Annotated in this window: 13 protein-coding genes and 6 tRNA genes; 3 read left to right on the forward strand and 16 right to left on the reverse strand. The window is 49.9% G+C overall.

The window, feature by feature from the left end; all coding sequences use genetic code 11:
* Positions 1-442 precede the first annotated feature (442 nt).
* Complete coding sequence (locus tag GX364_04165) at positions 443-1,858, forward strand: MFS transporter (GenBank protein NLI70047.1); 1,416 nt, start codon at positions 443-445, stop codon at positions 1,856-1,858.
* 79 nt (positions 1,859-1,937) lie between these two features.
* Here GX364_04165 and GX364_04170 read toward each other — a convergent pair whose 3' ends face one another.
* From GX364_04170 to GX364_04200, 7 genes are all read right to left on the reverse strand, one after another.
* Positions 1,938-2,342, reverse strand: a complete 405-nt coding sequence (locus tag GX364_04170; GenBank protein NLI70048.1) for a hypothetical protein — start codon at positions 2,340-2,342, stop codon at positions 1,938-1,940.
* Between the two features lies 1 nt (position 2,343).
* Entirely contained in the window at positions 2,344-3,183 is an 840-nt protein-coding gene (locus GX364_04175) for an SDR family oxidoreductase (protein NLI70049.1), read from the reverse strand.
* Positions 3,180-4,019 (reverse strand): SDR family oxidoreductase, encoded by an 840-nt coding sequence (locus GX364_04180; protein ID NLI70050.1) that lies wholly within the window; start codon positions 4,017-4,019, stop codon positions 3,180-3,182. The genes GX364_04175 and GX364_04180 overlap by 4 nt, the downstream gene beginning before the upstream one ends.
* A gap of 218 nt (positions 4,020-4,237) precedes the next feature.
* A complete protein-coding gene (locus tag GX364_04185; protein ID NLI70051.1) occupies positions 4,238-5,605 on the reverse strand; it encodes an exo-alpha-sialidase in 1,368 nt (455 codons plus the stop codon).
* The gene (locus GX364_04190; protein NLI70052.1) at positions 5,592-7,076 is read right to left on the reverse strand and encodes a M20/M25/M40 family metallo-hydrolase; all 1,485 of its coding nucleotides are present in this window, start codon (positions 7,074-7,076) and stop codon (positions 5,592-5,594) included. Before GX364_04190 ends, GX364_04185 begins: the two co-directional genes overlap by 14 nt.
* A 17-nt stretch (positions 7,077-7,093) precedes the next feature.
* Positions 7,094-9,019: a threonine--tRNA ligase gene (gene thrS, locus GX364_04195; GenBank protein ID NLI70053.1), complete on the reverse strand. Its 1,926-nt coding sequence runs from the start codon at positions 9,017-9,019 to the stop codon at positions 7,094-7,096.
* Between the two features lie 266 nt (positions 9,020-9,285).
* Positions 9,286-10,251: a TGS domain-containing protein gene (locus GX364_04200; protein ID NLI70054.1), complete on the reverse strand. Its 966-nt coding sequence runs from the start codon at positions 10,249-10,251 to the stop codon at positions 9,286-9,288.
* Between the two features lie 475 nt (positions 10,252-10,726).
* On the opposite strand from GX364_04200, the gene GX364_04205 reads away from it, so the two are divergent.
* Entirely contained in the window at positions 10,727-13,900 is a 3,174-nt protein-coding gene (locus GX364_04205; GenBank protein ID NLI70055.1) for a DUF4981 domain-containing protein, read from the forward strand.
* A 115-nt stretch (positions 13,901-14,015) separates the two neighbouring features.
* On the opposite strand, the gene GX364_04210 is transcribed toward GX364_04205, so the two are convergent.
* Together GX364_04210 and GX364_04215 are read right to left on the reverse strand one after the other, a co-directional pair.
* A tRNA-Val gene (locus tag GX364_04210) sits at positions 14,016-14,090 on the reverse strand.
* A gap of 281 nt (positions 14,091-14,371) precedes the next feature.
* Positions 14,372-14,551, reverse strand: coding sequence for an aspartyl-phosphate phosphatase Spo0E family protein (locus tag GX364_04215; protein ID NLI70056.1), 180 nt, complete (start codon positions 14,549-14,551; stop codon positions 14,372-14,374).
* Between the two features lie 392 nt (positions 14,552-14,943).
* On the opposite strand from GX364_04215, the gene GX364_04220 reads away from it, so the two are divergent.
* The gene (locus GX364_04220; GenBank protein ID NLI70057.1) at positions 14,944-15,303 is read left to right on the forward strand and encodes a helix-turn-helix transcriptional regulator; all 360 of its coding nucleotides are present in this window, start codon (positions 14,944-14,946) and stop codon (positions 15,301-15,303) included.
* Positions 15,304-15,649: 346 nt separating this feature from the next.
* Here GX364_04220 and GX364_04225 read toward each other — a convergent pair whose 3' ends face one another.
* The 7 genes from GX364_04225 to GX364_04255 all read right to left on the reverse strand — a co-directional run bounded on the left by GX364_04225 (position 15,650) and on the right by GX364_04255 (position 17,817).
* Entirely contained in the window at positions 15,650-16,333 is a 684-nt protein-coding gene (locus GX364_04225) for an N-acetylmuramoyl-L-alanine amidase (GenBank protein NLI70058.1), read from the reverse strand.
* A 227-nt stretch (positions 16,334-16,560) separates the two neighbouring features.
* Positions 16,561-16,650 (reverse strand) — tRNA-Leu (locus tag GX364_04230).
* An 8-nt stretch (positions 16,651-16,658) separates the two neighbouring features.
* Positions 16,659-16,732: transfer RNA gene (locus tag GX364_04235), tRNA-Cys, on the reverse strand.
* A 7-nt stretch (positions 16,733-16,739) separates the two neighbouring features.
* Positions 16,740-16,814, reverse strand: a tRNA-Gly gene (locus GX364_04240).
* 13 nt (positions 16,815-16,827) lie between these two features.
* A tRNA-Phe gene (locus GX364_04245) sits at positions 16,828-16,903 on the reverse strand.
* 3 nt (positions 16,904-16,906) lie between these two features.
* Positions 16,907-16,982: transfer RNA gene (locus GX364_04250), tRNA-Asp, on the reverse strand.
* A 181-nt stretch (positions 16,983-17,163) separates the two neighbouring features.
* The gene (locus tag GX364_04255; protein ID NLI70059.1) at positions 17,164-17,817 is read right to left on the reverse strand and encodes a redox-sensing transcriptional repressor Rex; all 654 of its coding nucleotides are present in this window, start codon (positions 17,815-17,817) and stop codon (positions 17,164-17,166) included.
* Positions 17,818-17,850: the final 33 nt, after the last annotated feature.

Raw genomic sequence — 17,850 nt, forward strand, 5'->3', positions numbered from 1 at the left:
CCGGGAAATTCCAGAGGGCTTAACCTACGAAGATTTGCTGTACACAACAGCAAATTATTCTTGATTATAGCTATACCTTGGGGCTAATGTTTACTCGTTTTCAGGACATTTTCCCTTTTCCTTGACACACTATCCGCTGCCTCTCATAACCCGGCCATGATTTGCCCGAACAAAGCAAACAGTTGTATAAACAACTTGGATAATATATCATTGATGATGAAAACAAAAGGCAACAGCGGATGATATTGACGCCAGGTACCTTGATTCATGGTATCTCCATATTGCCGATCATCCCCTCCGGGCCAACCTGGAAAATCGAAAACCCGCGGGACTGTGTCGAAGCATTCCCGGGAACCCGGACGGAGCAGAACTGATGCCGCAACCATCAGGATACAACTTCGCACAGGGTTCAGAATAATACAATATCGAAGGAGGAAGACCCGTGAAAGAAAACAAGACGAAGGTTTTACCGCTGTTGAACCAGATATGTTATTCCCTGGGCAGCCTGGCCTTCACCCTGCTGGAAAGAATGATCATTCTTTATGCCGTATTTTATTTCCTGCCGCCAAAAGAACTGGGACTACATAACCTCGTTTCCGACAGAACTTTTTTCGGCGTGATCACCATTACCGGAGCGGCCCTTCTGTTGGGACGGATCCTCGATGGCCTGGCCGACCCGGTCATCGCCACCCTGAGCGATAACAGCCGCTCGCGCATTGGTCGGCGCAAGGTATTCCTTCTTTACAGCGCTCTACCTCTTGCCCTGACAACGTTTCTGGTTTTTACACCGCCTCAACCGGGCCAGGAGTCGCTTTTGAACGGGATCTGGTTGGCATTGATGATGGGACTCTTCTACATCGCCTTCACCGCTTACGTGAACCCTTACCTGGCACTCATGTCCGAGCTGGGCCATACCCCCGAACTGCGCATCAACATCTCCACTTTCATGGCTCTGTTCGGTTTGTTGGGGATGGTCTGCATCACCATCCTGTTCCCCCAGATCACCACTTTTCTGGAAAACAGCGGCATGGGTATGCGCAGAGCCTACCAGTTTGCCATATGCGGGTTTTCCATCTTCTCCTGTATCATTCTTTATCTGATTACCCTTTCTTTTGATGAAAAAAAACACTGCCTGCCCAGCAGGCCTTCCGATATGGGCGTCTTGAAATCCTTTGCGAAGACTTTCGCCGTGCGGCCTTTCCGTATCTTTCTTGCCGGCGAGGTGTTCCTGCAATTTGCCCTGAACATCGTAACCCTCGGCCTGATGTACTATGCCGTGGTCATCTTCAAACAACCTCAAAGTTTCATGACCGTACTGGCCGGACTGACCATCGGGGTAGCTCTGCTAAGCTTCCCCCTGGTAAACATAGTATCGAAAAAGATCGGCAAGAAGAAGGTCATCATGGGTGGGCTGCTCGTTCTCGGAATAGCCACCATCGTGATTTTTCCGTTGAGTTTCAACATGACCCCTGTCGCCCATTACATTGCGCTGGCCATGATCGGTCTTTGTGGCCTACCTCTGGCCATCCTTTCCATACTCATCAACCCCACCGTCGGTGATCTGGCCCGTGCAGATCATGCCCGCACCGGTGAGAGCCGCGAAGCAATGTTCTTCGGCGCCCGCGCCATCCCGCTGAAGATAACCATTGCCCTGGCCGGCGTTACCTTCACCTACCTGCTTTCCGCTTTTGGCAAGGATATCGCCAACCCCCTGGGAGTTCAGCTCAGCATCCTGGTGATCGCACTGGCCAGCCTGGCCGGCTTTATTGCCTTTTCCCGTTACCCGGAGAAGCAAGTCCAGGAATGGCTGGAACAGGCCCCGGACACCCCTGACGCCCGGACGTCGGCGGAAAAATGATGGACGCCACAAAATGGACGCCGAAAACCGAAGCGCCTTTCAGCATGGGCCAATATATACAGGGGACCGCACTGCACCGTCAACGTGTCAATGGTTTCAGTTTCACGGCCATGATCAGCCCGAAAACCACGCACCAGAGATTGATGCCCCCGTTCAGCAGCAGCTCCGTCGTGGAAAGGGCGTAGACGCCGTTCTGGAAATTGAAGCTGAAATCCAGCAGTCCCAGAAACACCAGACTGCCCGAACAAACAAGTCCCAGCCACTTGCCGGTAGAATTCTCCTTCAACATCAGAATGCCGGCGATGATCAGAACCAGGGCCAGTATTATATCCGGCAGCGGGAAAGAATGCTCATACTCAAAATAACCCGGCGGCGGGTCTGCAGGTGCAAGCCCGATGGTGAAAAACCCAACCCAGAAAAGAAGAAGCCCGATCCCGGTCAGGATAGCCAGAACGGAAATCCAACTATTTTTGCCATTGCTCATCTTATTTGTCTCCTTCCACGATATTATGTTTTTTCTGGTAAGCAACCTTGTTCTTCTCCGCGCTTTTTTCAAGGATAGGCCATAGCTTGATGACTGTCTTCGGTGCATTCATCAATATTTTCGACATGATTCCCGAGGAATAAGGCACATATTGCTCGAGTTTCCGTGCCGTGATCGCCCGCAGCACCGCACGGGCAATATCTTCCGGTTTCTGCGGGGTGCTCAGGAAGGTGAGCGGCGAACCGCCATGGGCCGCTTCATAGCGCAACATCGGCGTATCTGTGGAATCGGGGAAAATGGTCGATACGGCAATGTTATGCTCCTCCAGTTCGAGCGCCAGGGTAAGATTGAGCCCGCGCAATGCAAATTTGGTGGCACAATATATGGAACTGAATGTCTCCGGAACGATCCCCGCCATCGAGGATATGGTCACGATGTTCCCGCCACCACCTTTTACAAGTTTGGGAACAACCTCGCGCGTAGCGTAGATTGCCCCCATCAGATTGATAGCCACCTGTTTTTCAATATTCTCATAGCTACTGTCCACAAACTCCTCGGGAATGATTATGCCCGCATTGTTGACCAGGACATCAATTTTGTTAAATCGCTTCTCCGCACGGGCAACGAGCTCAACAACATCTTCCCGCTTTGTAATATCACATTCAACCAGCAGCTTCCTGGAAAAACCCGCGGCAACCTTTTCCAATCCGGGAAAATCAATATCTGCCAGCACCAGGTTTGCACCGTGAGAATCCAGCAAAGCCGCCGTTGCCGTTCCGATACCCCCGGCTGCTCCGGTTATTATGACGGTCTTGCCCTGCAATTTGTTATTTTTCATCATTTCCCCTCCGCATGCAATCTTTTCTGCACCTTTTTGATTTGCGAATTGAGTACTGCATCAACAAGTGATGGTAAAACACGTTTGAGAAGCCACGTGAATTTCCCTTCCGTACCGGGGATGATCATTTCTTTTCCTTTTTTCAGCCCATCGATCAACTGGGAGGCCACCTCATCCGGAGACATCAGCTTCGCCCCCTTGGAAGCTTCTTTCGTTTCTTCCGGTTTGGTCCTGTTTTCGGTTGCAAAACCGGGCGTATCCGTATCCGGCGGGCAGAGCACCGCCACTTTGATCCCGTAACGGCGAAGCTCGCTGCGCAGCGCTTCGGAAAATCCGATCACCCCGAATTTTGAAGCGCTGTAGGCAGTATATCCAAAAATTCCTATGAACCCTGCCATGGAAGAAACATTTACAATGTACCCCTTTCCCCTTTTCATCATCGCCGGAACGAGCGCTGCGCAGGTATTCCAGATACCGTAAAGATTGGTTTTCATCGTCCCGTCAAATTCCTCATAGCTGATTTTTTCAAAGTATTGCGGGTATGCCCTGCCGGCACAGTTGATCAACAGATCGGGGGCACCGAATTCCTCGAGCGCTCCCGACATCACCCTGAAAACATCATCATGATTGCCCACATCAATTTGCCTTGAAGACACTCGTTGCGCCTCGGAAGCTCGCTTCGATCCGATCTCCGCCACCGCCGCCTTCAAACGTTCCTCATTGCGCGCAAAGATCATAACATCTGCACCCCGTGCCGCCAGCTGCTTTGCCGACGACAATCCGATACCGCTTGAACCCCCAGTGATATATACGTTTTTGCCTTTGAAAGAAGTTTCCATACCTTGCCCCCATTTCATCGGTATTATGTAACGGATACAGAACGCACAGAGAAAGTTGCTCCGGATACTTGTATTATATAACAGGAAAAAAGAAACCGGAAATCCGATTTGCTCGCGAGCAATGGCAATTCATTCCATCCGGGAACCTTCCGCAAAACAAGGCGACAACTTCAGGATATTGTTAAAAACATTCCATTTGGAAACAACCGTCAATGCAGCTATTCACCCATCATCGTGACCAGCACATCCGTATCGGCAAGGTTTATACACTTTGAAACGATCGAAGTCCTGACCACGGGTTTTCCCTTGCTGTCAATAAAAACGTCTTGCGGATCAAAGCGCCCGTAAGAACAGGTCACGATCATTCCATCATCAAGGACGACATTTCCGCAATAGCCCGTATCGGCATTGGCCGCCATCGCGGGAACTTCCTGGCCATCCAGATACGTATGAGCTATCTTGATGCGATACTGCCCCTCCGTTCCCTCCTTGAGGTCTTCGTAGGTACCCACCCAGGCAACCCAGCCTTCGCTGTACCAGTTGCTTTTCTTTTTCCCTTCTGCATACCTTTCAAGTTTCTCCGGGGCACGTTCTATCGAACGAAAGGTGATAAAGAGACGCCCATCCTTGGTATAGACCGCCTTGTGGCGCTCACCATTGAGCGCGGCCGGAACCTCCTGCGGCACGGACCAGGTTTCCCCTTCATCCTGTGAAAATGACACGAGCGAGTTGTTATTCTTGCGGCCATGCTTTCCGTTACTTCTGGCTATGAGGCAGAGCTCGTCCCCTTGCCCGCCATCGGAGCGGATGACCTCCACCTCACACATGGCTGCCTGTTTTTCGATATTGCGGAATTCGCCGAAATAGGGGCAAGGTTCACTCCATTGCATCCTTCCGTTTTCATCAAAAGACAGCACTGTCCTGTAATTGATAAAATTCCGGTCATGGAAAAGCCCCATCCATTTATCCACAAACTCCCCGTCCTCTTTAAGCCTGGTCAGCGAGGCCATGGCCACGATCGGCACAACCTTCCTGGAACTGGAATGGTCGTAAAACAGTTCAAACTCCGACCAACTCTGTCCTTCATTTTCCGATATGGAGCAGTTGAACCCACCTTCTGTGGACTCGCGCGGCCATTTGGGGTTCCCGGAGATCATGATCAACCTGTCCGTTGCCCGCTCATCGGAAAACTCCAAACGATAGACGGTGGGGGTTTCACGCGAGCCCACCCACGACCCGGGAGTTTTCCCCGGGCCATCTTTCCATGTTTTGCCCCCATCCGTGCTGATCCTGGTCCGAACAGGCCCCTTGCCATGACCCTCCGGGTACATGGTCAAAATATCACCGTTCTCGAGCAGTACACTGTCTGGATGCCCGAGATAATCACCGGAATTGTCGACGATCACGTTCTCGAAAAGGTAATCATATCGGGGATGCAGGTCATCGGGCCTCTGGCTCAGGTCAAGCTGGGGAATGGTATAGTCCTCTCCCGTCATGGCCCGGCTGGAATCGCAGGCAGCAATGAATACAAGCAAAAAAAAGACCATGAATAAAAATCCGACCGACATCGATCTATTTACTTTCAACAGAATTACCCCTGCTTTCGCTTTGAAAATTCATGATCAGGTACTTGTAAAACTTGACGCTGTCGCCAAGAGCCTTGATAAATATATTTTCATTTATGCCATGTGTGGAATTCAGCTGTTGCTGGTTCATGCGTATGGGGCTGAAGCGGATAGCGTTCTCCGAAACGGCCGTATAGAAACGGCAATCTGTCCCCCCCATCAGTATATAGGGAACAACCCCCAGATCGGGGAAACATCTGGCAATGCTCTCTTCAAGTTGTTTGTACACCATGCCCCCGGTGTCAACCTTGGGTGAAGCATTGCGTTTTTCAAGTATGGTATGCCGAAGATCGTATTTGCGAGCAATTTTATTCAGCACAGCCAGTGATTCATCGGCATCCTGATGATCACATACACGCAGATTGGCCGTAACATGAGCTTCCTTGGGGATCACATTGGGTGCATCGCTTCCTTTGCACATGGTAAATGCACATGTGGTGGAAATGAAAGCTAGGGCCTGTGCCGAAGCCAGGGGCAACACCACTTTTACCAGGGGTTTGAACAACCACATATTGCCCACCACCAGGCGCAAAGGAAATATCAGATCGGGAGCCATCTTCTTGAACATTTCCAGAACCTCGGGTGCAAACTGCTTCTTGAATGGTTTTTTCTTGCTCACCCTGGTAACGAAAGCGGCTATCCGCTCCAGTGGCGTATTGCGAGGTGGTGCACTGGAATGCCCCCCCTTCCCCGAAGCAGTGAAGGTTACGTCCACATACCCCTTCTCCATGATACCGATCACCGCCAGGGGGCGTTTCAGTCCGGGGAAAACATTCTCCACGATGGCTCCTCCCTCGTCCATGACCAGTGCACATTCCACGCCCTTGCTTTTCAGGTAATCGACCGTGTCCGGCGCACCAGTGCCCGAAATTTCCTCATCCGTGGAAGCGGCAAGATAAACATCAAAGTCCGGCTGGAACCCCTCGGCAAGGAGCTCCTCAACCGCTTGAAATTCTGAATAAACCGTGCACTTGCAATCCAGCGACCCACGGCCGTAAATTCGTCCGTCAACCTGCTGCCCGGAAAAAGCAGGATAGTCCCACCCTTCATCCGAAGCCGGAACCACATCCTGATGCCCCATCAACACGATCGGTTTCAACGAAGCATCACGGCCCTTCCATTTAAACAGAAGATTGCCGTTCAGATCGATCTTCTCCAGATTCTGGTGAACAAGGGGAAAAAGCTCCTCCATGCACCTGTGCAACCTGTAAAATTCGGTCAGGTCTTCGGGGGAAGAGACAGTGGGTATCTGCACCATCTTCGACAGGCCATCGGCATAGTGTGCCAGTTCCGACTCGGTCACCCCTATGGCCGGGCGCTGTTCACCCTGCGTTTTTTTCAGACCGATCCTGATGGTATTGATAACAGCAACAATTATCAGTCCTGCCAGAACTCCCAGCAAGAACAACAGAATATCAATGTAAGAGGGCATCTTCGATCATATCCTTTTCAAGTATTTTTGTAATCCGGCGGCAACCGTTTGGATCTTACCTCATCGTGCAAATCCCGGACAAAATCATCCACCTCCACCACCCCCAGATCGCCTTTCCGGCGGTGTCTCAAAGCCGCCTTCCCTGTTTCCACCTCTCTGGGGCCGATAACCAGCATGTAAGGTATTTTCTTCAGCTGCGCTTCACGGATCTTGTAGCCCAATTTCTCATTGCGACCGTCAACCTCCACACGGAATCCTTCCTTCTTTAACAGTTCTCCCAGGGAAAAAGCGTTTTCATACTGATTCTCGGTCAGGGGCAGAACAACAACCTGCAGGGGCGCCAACCAGGTCGGGAAAGCACCTCCATAATGCTCGATCAACAGAGCGATAAAACGTTCCATGGCTCCGTAGACGACGCGATGTATCATCACCGGCCTGTGTTTCTGGCCATCTTTACCGATATAGGTCAGGTCAAACCTTTCCGGCATCTGAAAATCAAGTTGAACCGTGCCGCATTGCCATGATCTACCCAGGCAGTCACGAAGATGGAAATCTATCTTGGGCCCGTAAAAAGCGCCCTCCCCCTCGCTGATCATGAAATTGCTTTTTCTTTTTTCCAGGACACGTTTCAAAATTGTCGTCGCCTTCTCCCAGTCCTCGGAGGAACCCATCGCTTTTTCGGGGCGGGTGCTCAATTCCACCCTGTAGTCGAAACCAAAAACGCGATACATGCGGTCAATCATATCGATGATGCCATCGACTTCCGCCTCGATCTGCTCGGGAAGCATGAAAAGATGGGCATCATCCTGTGTGAATGTCCTGACTCTCATCAAACCGTGCAACGTACCCGAAAGTTCATGGCGATGTACCTGGCCCAACTCGGCAATGCGCAGGGGGAGATCCCGGTAGCTGTGCCGGTGCGAAAGATAGATCAACATCGCCCCCGGGCAATTCATCGGCTTGATGGCGAATTCCCTTTCGTCTATCTCCGAAAAATACATGTTTTCACGATAATGATCCCAGTGGCCCGAACGCTTCCAGAGTTCGCAGTCCAGAACCAGCGGTGTCTTGATTTCCTGATAACCGCCGCGCACATGTTCCTCACGCCAGTAATTTTCCAGCTCATGCCAGATGATCAGGCCTCTGGGGTGGAAAAAGGGAAAACCCGGGGCCTCCTCGTGCAGGCTGAAAAGATCCAGCTCGCGGCCAAGCTTGCGATGATCTCTTTTTTTGGCCTCTTCAAGAAGTTCCAGATAATCCGCAAGCAACTGTTTGGTAGGAAAAGAAACGCCGTAGATACGCTGCAGCATCGGGTTCCTTTCACTGCCCCTCCAGTAAGCCCCGGCCAACCCGGTCAACTTGAAAGCCTTCAGGCGCCCCGTGGAAAGCAGATGAGGGCCTGTGCACAGATCCATGAAATCACCCTGGCGGTAAAAAGTAATTTTTTCATCTTCGGGCAAGTCCCTGATCAATTCAAGCTTGTAGGGCTCATCCTTCTCCCGAAAATATTTTTCGGCCTCCTGGCGATCCATCTCCATCTTCTCCAGGAAAAGATTTTCTTTGACAATCTTCTTCATCTCCGCTTCAATGGCTTCCAGATCTTCCATGGAGATAGGTTCGGGGAATTCAAAATCATAATAAAAACCATTTTCAATGGCCGGGCCAATACCCAACCTTGCCCCGGGGTAAAGACGCTTGACGGCTTGGGCAAGAACATGACTGGTGGTATGCCAGTAAATCTTTGCGCCCTCGTTGTCCTCGAAAGAAAGAAATTTGATATTCACCGGTTCATCGATCGAAAAAAAGAGATCTCTGGGACGATCATTCACAACCGCGGCAATGGCCGCCGGGGCATTTTGCGGTTGAACTTTCTGCCATATTTCCTTGAGCGAAGTGCCCTTTTTACATCTGTGTCCCCCGAATCTATCGATTTCGATGTCAATGTTGATGCGTTTATCAGGCAATCTCTATACATCCCCATTCTGCAAGTATTGTATTTACCTTATAATGCCATGCCGAACAATATGGTACCAACATCTAATAATATTCGCATCATGATCAATATTTCCTGCCTTCAAGGATTACTTCCGGGCTGGAAGTTCCGGCATACCGACATCCTCCGCCTTCAAACCGCCGTCGGCCACCACATTGCCCGGGAGATGAAATTTCAAGGACAGGAAGTTTTCACTGCACCTGCATGATCGAACGCTCACGTTTGCAGTTCGACAATATCCCTGTCATGTAAAATATAATCCCGGGAGACGGGTTGCCCCTCGTACCTTGACGAGCCCCAGACAAGGGCATTTTTCAGGTTCCGGGTAAAATCTTTGTGGATCCCTTCCGCAAAATCAATCACCGTGCTGCCTTTTTTCAAGATAAAGGGACGATCCATATCGGCAGGCCGCCCCGAAGCCTTGCCATAGACGCGGATAATATTCATTGTTTTGAAAATGTCCTCCTTCAGCTCCGCCAGTCCTTCTCCCTCCGTGGAGACACCACGGATGGCCAGTTCCGGCTTGAACTCACGCAACAACTGCAAATTATCGGATGCGCCATGAACATCAAGCTTTGAAGCCACAACCATGAAAGGCTGCGGCGCAATAAATTCTCCTTCCTCGGAGAGGTCAATAACCTGTTTTTCCTGTAAAATGGAAAGTGTACCCTCGTACTGCTCCAGGCAATCGTCGGACGAAGCATCGACAAGAAGAATGAGTGCATCGGCTTCACGAATCGTTCCCAGAAAACCTGTGGGAATATTGTCCGCAGTTATGGGAGGACCGTCGACAAGCTGTATATAGATATCCTCGTAGGGCATCATTCCCGATAATGGCAAGGTGGTCGTGTAGGGGTAATCGGCAACCTTCGGCCTGGCTCTGGAAAGGGCTCCCAGGAGAGCCGATTTGCCGGTGTTGGGATATCCAACCAGCACGATCTGGCCGCCTCCTTGCTTGTCCACATTGAAGGGGTTGTAAACTTTCGCCTGTTTTTTCTTGCCTTTCTCCTCCCGCAGCCGTGCCAGGCGGCTCTTGATATCGGCCTGCAGTTTCTCCGTTCCCTTGTGCTTGGGAATTGTGGCCAGCATCTCCCTCAGTGCAGCAATCTTTTCTGCAGAGGTTTTTGCTTTTTTGTATGCTTCCTCCGCCGAATGATACTGTGGTGTAAGGTTGGCCGGCATAAAACAACACCCCATTCATGATTTGAAGAAGTCCGTGACTCAAGCAAACCCGTCTGAAACAAGTTGCGGCCCTGGCAAGCAGGAAAAGCTATCTTGGTAAAATGTGCGTTTTATTTTTCTGAAGCCCCCTGAAACAGAATATAACAAAATATGATTGTATAGTAAAGTACAGGAAAAACTCTTTCCCCCATGTGGAACCCTTTTCATCACCCCTTTCCACCTCTCATCCCGGGCTTTCCCTCACTCATTCCGACCGCCACATGCAACGAGGAATCCTGAGTGAAGCGAACGAAACATCGGGTACAATGGAGAGCGGCATGATTTCCACCCCGTATTCACGCGTCGGGGGAGGCAGCAAGGGGCCAACCTGATGCAAATCCCCCGTCGGCAGCTGTTTGACAGTGATATGGACAGCTGCTAATATTATTTTGAGAGTGCAATACTGACAGGCGATCACAAAAACGGAGGAGAAAATATGCCCGGGTTACCCCTCGATTTTTTTGTTGTACTGGCCGTAACCATCGCAGCCGTCCTTCTGATCATCAATACCGCCGTTCCCAAAAAGAAAACAGACCATGACTGGGAAAATCAGCATGTCTTTCAAATAAACCGCCTTCCGGCCAGAACTACCGGAGTGCCGTACAGCAGTATCGAAACGGCTACAGGTACAATCGAGGATTCGGAATTCGTCATCATGCTCAACGGGAGCTGGAAATTCAATTATGCCTCCAGCGTCTCCCGGAAACCCGATCAATTTTTCGCTATTGACTTTGACGATTCATCATGGGATACGATGGAGGTTCCATCCAACTGGCAGCTCAAGGGATATGATGTCCCCATCTACTCCAACATCGTCTATCCATTTCCCAAAGACCGCCCCTATATCCGGCGCGACAACCCCGTGGGTTCCTACCGGCATACATTCGATATCCCCCCAAACTGGAAAGACAGAAGGATCGTGATCCATTTTGCGGGAGTGGAGAGCGCATTTTACCTCTGGGTGAATGGAATCAAGGTTGGTTACAGCCAGGACAGTTACACCCCGGCTGAATTTGATATCACCGACCTTGTTCACGAGGGAGAAAATTCTCTGGCGGTCGAGGTTTACCGCTGGTGCGACGGGAGTTATCTGGAAGATCAAGATTTCTGGAGGCTTTCGGGAATTTTCCGTGACGTTTTCGTCTTTTCCACCCCCGGGACATTCATCGAGGATTACTTTGTTACCAGCTCGCTGATCAATGATTACCAGGATGCGGAGATCGATGCCTCCATCAAAATCAAAAATTGCCACAAGGATGACATCGCCACCGGTTACACCGTTGAACTTCACATGAAAAAACCTGACGGAAGCGATTTGTTCATAAAATCATACCCCGTGCCGGCCATCGCCCCGCAAGGGGAAACAGAATTACAGTTTTCCGCCCTGGAAGGGAAGGCCCATGTACAAAACCCCGACAAATGGACTGCCGAAACACCGCACCTCTACCCTTCCTACGTGATCCTGAAAAATGAAGACGGGGAACCTATCGACATTCGCAGATTCAATTTTGGTTTTCGTCAAATCGAGATAAAAAATGGACAGATGCTGGTAAATGGGAAAGCCATCTACATCAAAGGGGTCAACCGCCATGAACACGACCAGCATACGGGAAGGGCAATAACCCTTGAAAGCATGGTCAGGGATATCGAGATCATGAAGCAGAACAACATCAACACCGTACGCACCAGCCATTACCCCAACAATCCGCAATGGTATGCTCTCTGCGACCTTTATGGCCTCTATGTTATTGATGAAGCCAACATCGAAAGCCACGGTTATGGATACGGCCTTCAATCTCTGGCCAGGGATGAAAGTTGGTCCGAAGCCCACCTGGACCGCATCAAGAATATGCTCGAAAGGGACAAAAATTTTCCCAGTATCATCATCTGGTCCATGGGCAATGAAGGCGGCGATGGCGTGAATTTCGTTCGCTGCAGTAACTGGATAAGGCAAAGAGATCCTACCCGTCCCATACATTACGAACGTGCTTACGACAGGAAACATGTTGATATCTACAGCACCATGTATCCCACCTTCAAAAAGATCCTCTACAGAGCCAACAGGAGCAAACCGTGTATCATATGCGAATATGCCCATTCCATGGGCAACAGTACCGGCAACCTTCAGGATTACTGGGACATAATCGAAGCCCCGGAAAATAGATCGCTGCAGGGAGGCTGCATCTGGGATTTCGTGGACCAGGGCCTGAGGAAACCGGGGCAGAGCGAAAGTGATCCCAACTGGTACTACGGCGGTGATTTCGGCGACACCCCCAACGATGGCAACTTCTGCTGCAACGGTATCGTCCGCCCGGACAGGACCCCGAGTCCCGCCATGCACGAAGTCAAGAAAGTCTATCAGAATATCTCCGTCCGGCCCAAAAACGGCCACGAAAACCTCCCCCCCGGGAAAGCAGAAAAATTCGTCATCAGGAACAAGAATTACTTCAAAGACCTGGGCGATGTGGATGCCCACTGGGAATTGCTTGAAAACGGGAAAATTATCCGCACGGGGCCAATCGATATCTCCGGAATTGCCCCCCAGCAGGAAAAATCCTTTCACATCCCTTACAATGAACCGGAAATTTTGATGTCCTTCGATGAATATCATCTCCGCTTCATATTCAAACTGACTCATGATACCCTTTGGGCCAAAGCAGGGCATGAAATTGCCTTCGCCGAATTTTCCCTCGAAACCATGGAAGGCAAAACTGAATCAACCGGAACCGGCCCGGGATTCGCCCTGAAAGATCAACCGGCCATGTTGCAGGCCAGCGGAGCCAATTTCAAAATGGCCTTCTCGAAGAATGATGGATACCTTGAAAGCTATGTCGTTGATGGAAAGGAAATGCTGCAAGGCAAACTGAAACCCAACTTCTGGAGGGTTCCCACGGACAATGACATCGGCAACAGAATGCCCCGGCGGCTCAAAAGGTGGGAGAAAGCTGCCGACGTGATGAAACTGAAGCATTTGAAAATAATAGAAGACCGCAGGACAATGAAGAAAATAGAAACGTTGTACAGGTTGCGGCAAATGATGGGTACCGTCTCCTTGGTCTATACAATATGGGGCAACGGAAGGCTGGACGTGGAAATGACCTTCAGCAGTGCCGGTGGCCACCGACAGATCCCCCGCATAGGTATGGAAACACGAATCAACGGTAAACTCAACAATGTTCAATGGTACGGCCTGGGTGAACATGAAACCTACTGGGACCGGAAAACAGGAGCAAAAATTGGCATCTACAGGAGCAAGGCCGATCAGATGACACATGATTATGTCCGGCCGCAGGAAAACGGAAATCGCAGCGATGCCCGCTGGTTGACTTTGACCGATGAGCAAAACTCGGGACTTAAAATCATCGGCAGGCCCACTTTCGACTTCTCGATATGGAAATATACTCGCCAGGATCTTCAGAAAGCCCGCCATATCGGCGATCTGCCCCGGGAAAAATTTTCAGTATTGAACATTGATTACAGGCAGATGGGTGTGGGAGGAGATGATTCCTGGGGAGCCAGGACACACCCCGAATATACGCTTCCTTCCGGCAGGGAATACACCCATGAATTCACCCTGGAGCCTTTCCATGAACCCGCGGAATCCCGATGATGGCTACGGCCGTTCACAGGAAAATGTACGGATCGGAAAATCCGGTTGCAAGCCATCTTTCCAGCAAATAAAACAGATACAGCGGTGGAAATATACCCACCGCTGTATCTGTTGATGGTGCGCCCGGGAGGTTTTGAACCTCCGACCTCCTGCGTGTCAAGCAGGCACTCTCCCCCTGAGCTACAGGCGCAACTATGCCTCTCGCCAACCATTTTAGCATTTACCGCTTGATGATGTCAATCGATTCAGGAAAGCCTTTTTGGGTCCACATCGTAATCAAACCGGTGTCGGCCCGGGAACCCTGTTCTCCAGAGCAAGCCTTTTCGGTACAACCAAAGAATCCCGGCCATGACATAATATATTGGCAAAACAACCTCTACCTTCCCTACCGAAAGTCCAATCTTCAATGAACAAAAATTGCTACATCGATCACAAAACCCAACAAGATAGCCAATCAAAATTCAACGTACATTACTTCCTGCCCTTCTTTTGCACGTAATACTTCCCGATCAGAAGGTCCAATTCCCTGCTTGTTCCCAGCATACCCCGATCCGTAAAGGTACTTTTTTCCTTCATACTGTACAATTCTTTCCTCTTCTTTTCGATGTCGGCAAACAATCTGAAGGACAAGGCTCCATCACACCTTTTCATGAAAAAATCTTTTCATTATCTGTATGCCCCGTTTGCAGACAGTATTAACGAATAATTTTGTCGGCATGAAAACATCCATCTCTTAAACAACCACTACCATCAAAATCTTTATAAATTTGTTACCACAGATCCCGGTCCGTTCCCGATGTGAGCATGTCTGTTGCTCAACACCAACTGATCTGGCCATCCTTGTTCGGGTCCGCTTTCCACGGGCCTCGACAAGATATATTCTTGTTACCAATATTTTCACCGTCCTGTAACTTTCCTTAACTCACGGTGGGGCACATCTGATACGAGTGTATGCTCATCGGGTGAGTATGTCAACCCCTTTTACTGATATTGTTAGTAATTATTTTTTTATACTATTGCGCATAGTATAATCAACGAGGGAGGTGCTTGCTACGCTTGGGAAACGTTTAAAATCACTTAGAGAAAACAAGGGGTTAACGCAAAGAGAGTTGGCAGAGTTGGTAAATCTGTCTCAGCAAACCATTGGTCATTACGAGGTTGGCCGTGCAAAACCTGATATCGAAACCTTGCAAAAATTTGCCGACATTTTCAACTGCTCGGTTGACTATATTCTCAACCGTAGCGATGACCCCCGCCCCCCCGCCGCTCCCGCCTCCTACCTCCAGGACGCACCCCTCACCTTCATGGTCAACACGGAAGGCCTGGACTGGAAAGAGTTGGAGAGAATCATAAACAGGGCCATAAATAAAGCGTTGGATGAGAGGTGGAAAAAACAAAGTTGAGCCGATCATTGAAATTGGAATTAAACTTTATAACGCAGTTTTGCAAGTCTCCCTCTCGCAATTATGAAAATTGCAAGCTCCTTTGGCGCCATTTGCCCGATAATTCCCGGATGATACTTCAACCAGATTGAACCTGATTTCAATGACTTCGAATATGACTACAAAAATGTTCTGCACCTGGGGGAATTGATTTCCAGATGTAAAACCATCGGTATATTCATCAACGGACAGAAAATTGATTTTCATCTTTCCAGGTTCCATTATGATGGCATATTCCGCTCCTAAAAAGCGCGAAAAAGATCAAATATGGCATAAAAACTTACATCTCGCCGAATAACCCCTATCGTCAAAATCTGTATATATCAATAAAAGAGTCAAATCCAGCCCTGTTCAATTCCGCCTGACGGCGTTCGGCGTTTTTCCGCTCCATGAAAGAACCGGCAATAACGCGATAGAATGTTTTTTTCTGCGGTGTTTTGTCCGCTTTGGGCAGACCGAGGGCCGTGGCTATCCCCCGGGCCATTCCGGCTGCCAGAGCCTTCTGAAATGCGGCATCTTTCAGCAGCCGTGCATCTTCCGCATTATCCACAAAACCATTTTCCACCAACATTGCCGCCATCTTTGTTTCTCGCAGGAGATAAAAGTTGGCTCTTTTTTTCCCCCGATCCGGTCGCCCCGCCCCTGTCCATACCCCGGCAACAAAGGGGTGAATCCTGTCCCGGGCAACGATAGTTTCCTGTGGAACCCTGCCCGAGTAGATAAAATCCTCGTAGCCGCTTCCACCACCGGCGTTGGAATGTAACGCCAGAAAAAAATCCGCTCCCCAGCGGTTGGCCATCCCGGCCCTTTCCGCAAGCGAAAGACTCAAGTCGTTTTCCCTGGTAAGACGCACCTCGCAGATGTAATCTTCAACCAGCCTGGTTCTCAACAGAATTCCCAGTTGCAAATTGATAACCTTCTCCTCCAGATACCCCACTGCCCCGGGATCCTTCCCCCCATGTCCCGGATCCAAAACGATTTTCCTGGTCATATTTATTCCCCTTTCCCTCTTTACTGATCAATACAAAATACCTCCGGCGCCTGCCTATTAATCATTAGATGCCTGAACCCTGAAAAAGGGGACAAATATTTGGGATTTGACAGAAGAACTAGATATAAAAATAGTTTCCGGCGGGGAGTTTCCTTGACAGCAAAATCAACGAACAAGAAAGTACCGTGAAAAGACGAAAAATGCGGCCAGGGTGATAGCCATAAAAATGGTGCCGGGGACCGGACTCGAACCGGTACAGGTATTGCATACCCGAGGGATTTTAAGTCCCTTGCGTCTGCCTGTTCCGCCACCCCGGCAAAAAAAATGGAGGCGACACCCGGATTCGAACCGGGGATAAAGGATTTGCAGTCCTCTGCCTTACCGCTTGGCTATGTCGCCTGAAAAATGGAGCGGAAGACGGGATTCGAACCCGCGACCCTCGCCTTGGCAAGGCGATGCTCTACCACTGAGCCACTTCCGCTTATATTATTGTATGGTGCCGAGACCCAGAATCGAACTGGGGACACGCGGATTTTCAGTCCGCTGCTCTACCTACTGAGCTATCTCGGCAGCTGGCGGAGCTGACGGGAATTGAACCCGCGATCTCCGGCTTGACAGGCCGGCATGTTAACCGCTACACCACAGCTCCGGACTCTAAAGGATTATATCTGATAATGTAAATAAAGTCAATCGGGACAGGGGCAAATCTTTGATCGTGTCCACTGTATGCTCGCGGTGTATTTCGATACCCCCGGTTCCGGCTCCGTTCTGAAAATTGCCATGGGCCGCCACTGCAAACACCATGGAAGGCGATGCACACATCGTTCATTTTATTTTTTCAAATTACTGTTCTCCCTGCTATCGGCAGTGCTGTAATAAACCAGGCTCTGCAACTCATTGGTCAAATCCACGTTATGCACGAATACGTTCTCCGGCACACTGATATTCAACGGCGCAAAATTCAATATGGCTTTTATTCCATACCCAACTACCAGATCAATTACCTCCTGGGCGACATCGACGGGAACGCTTATGATAGCCACTTTGACATCCCTTGTTTCTATGGTCTGTTCAATCTTTTCCATGGGTTGAATGCGGATACCAACCACTGTCTGGCCAATTACTTCAGGGTCGTTGTCGAAGATACCTGCAATATCGATATAAGGGTTTTTTGTTATGATATATCTCGCAAAAGCAATTCCCAGATGCCCGGCCCCGATCAAAACGGCATTTCTTACTTTTTCCAGACCGGTTATTTTCAACAATTTTTCCCTCAGATAGCCCGTTCTGTATCCTACTCCCCTCGTTCCAAAAGCGCCATAATAAGCCAGATCCTTTCTGATCTGTTCAGCGGAAAAACCGGTTTCCCGGCTCAGTTGATGCGAGGATATAATGGTAATATCCCGCTTTTTCAGGTCATCGAGGATACGCAAATAAATGGGTAGTCTTTTTATGATCCACTTTGGAGGCAACTGGCGAAGCATGGAATCCCCCCTTGACACCATTCTGGCTGTTAT

It is taken from the genome of Bacillota bacterium, assembly GCA_012518215.1.
Classification (GTDB): domain Bacteria; phylum Bacillota; class Dethiobacteria; order DTU022; family PWGO01; genus JAAYSV01.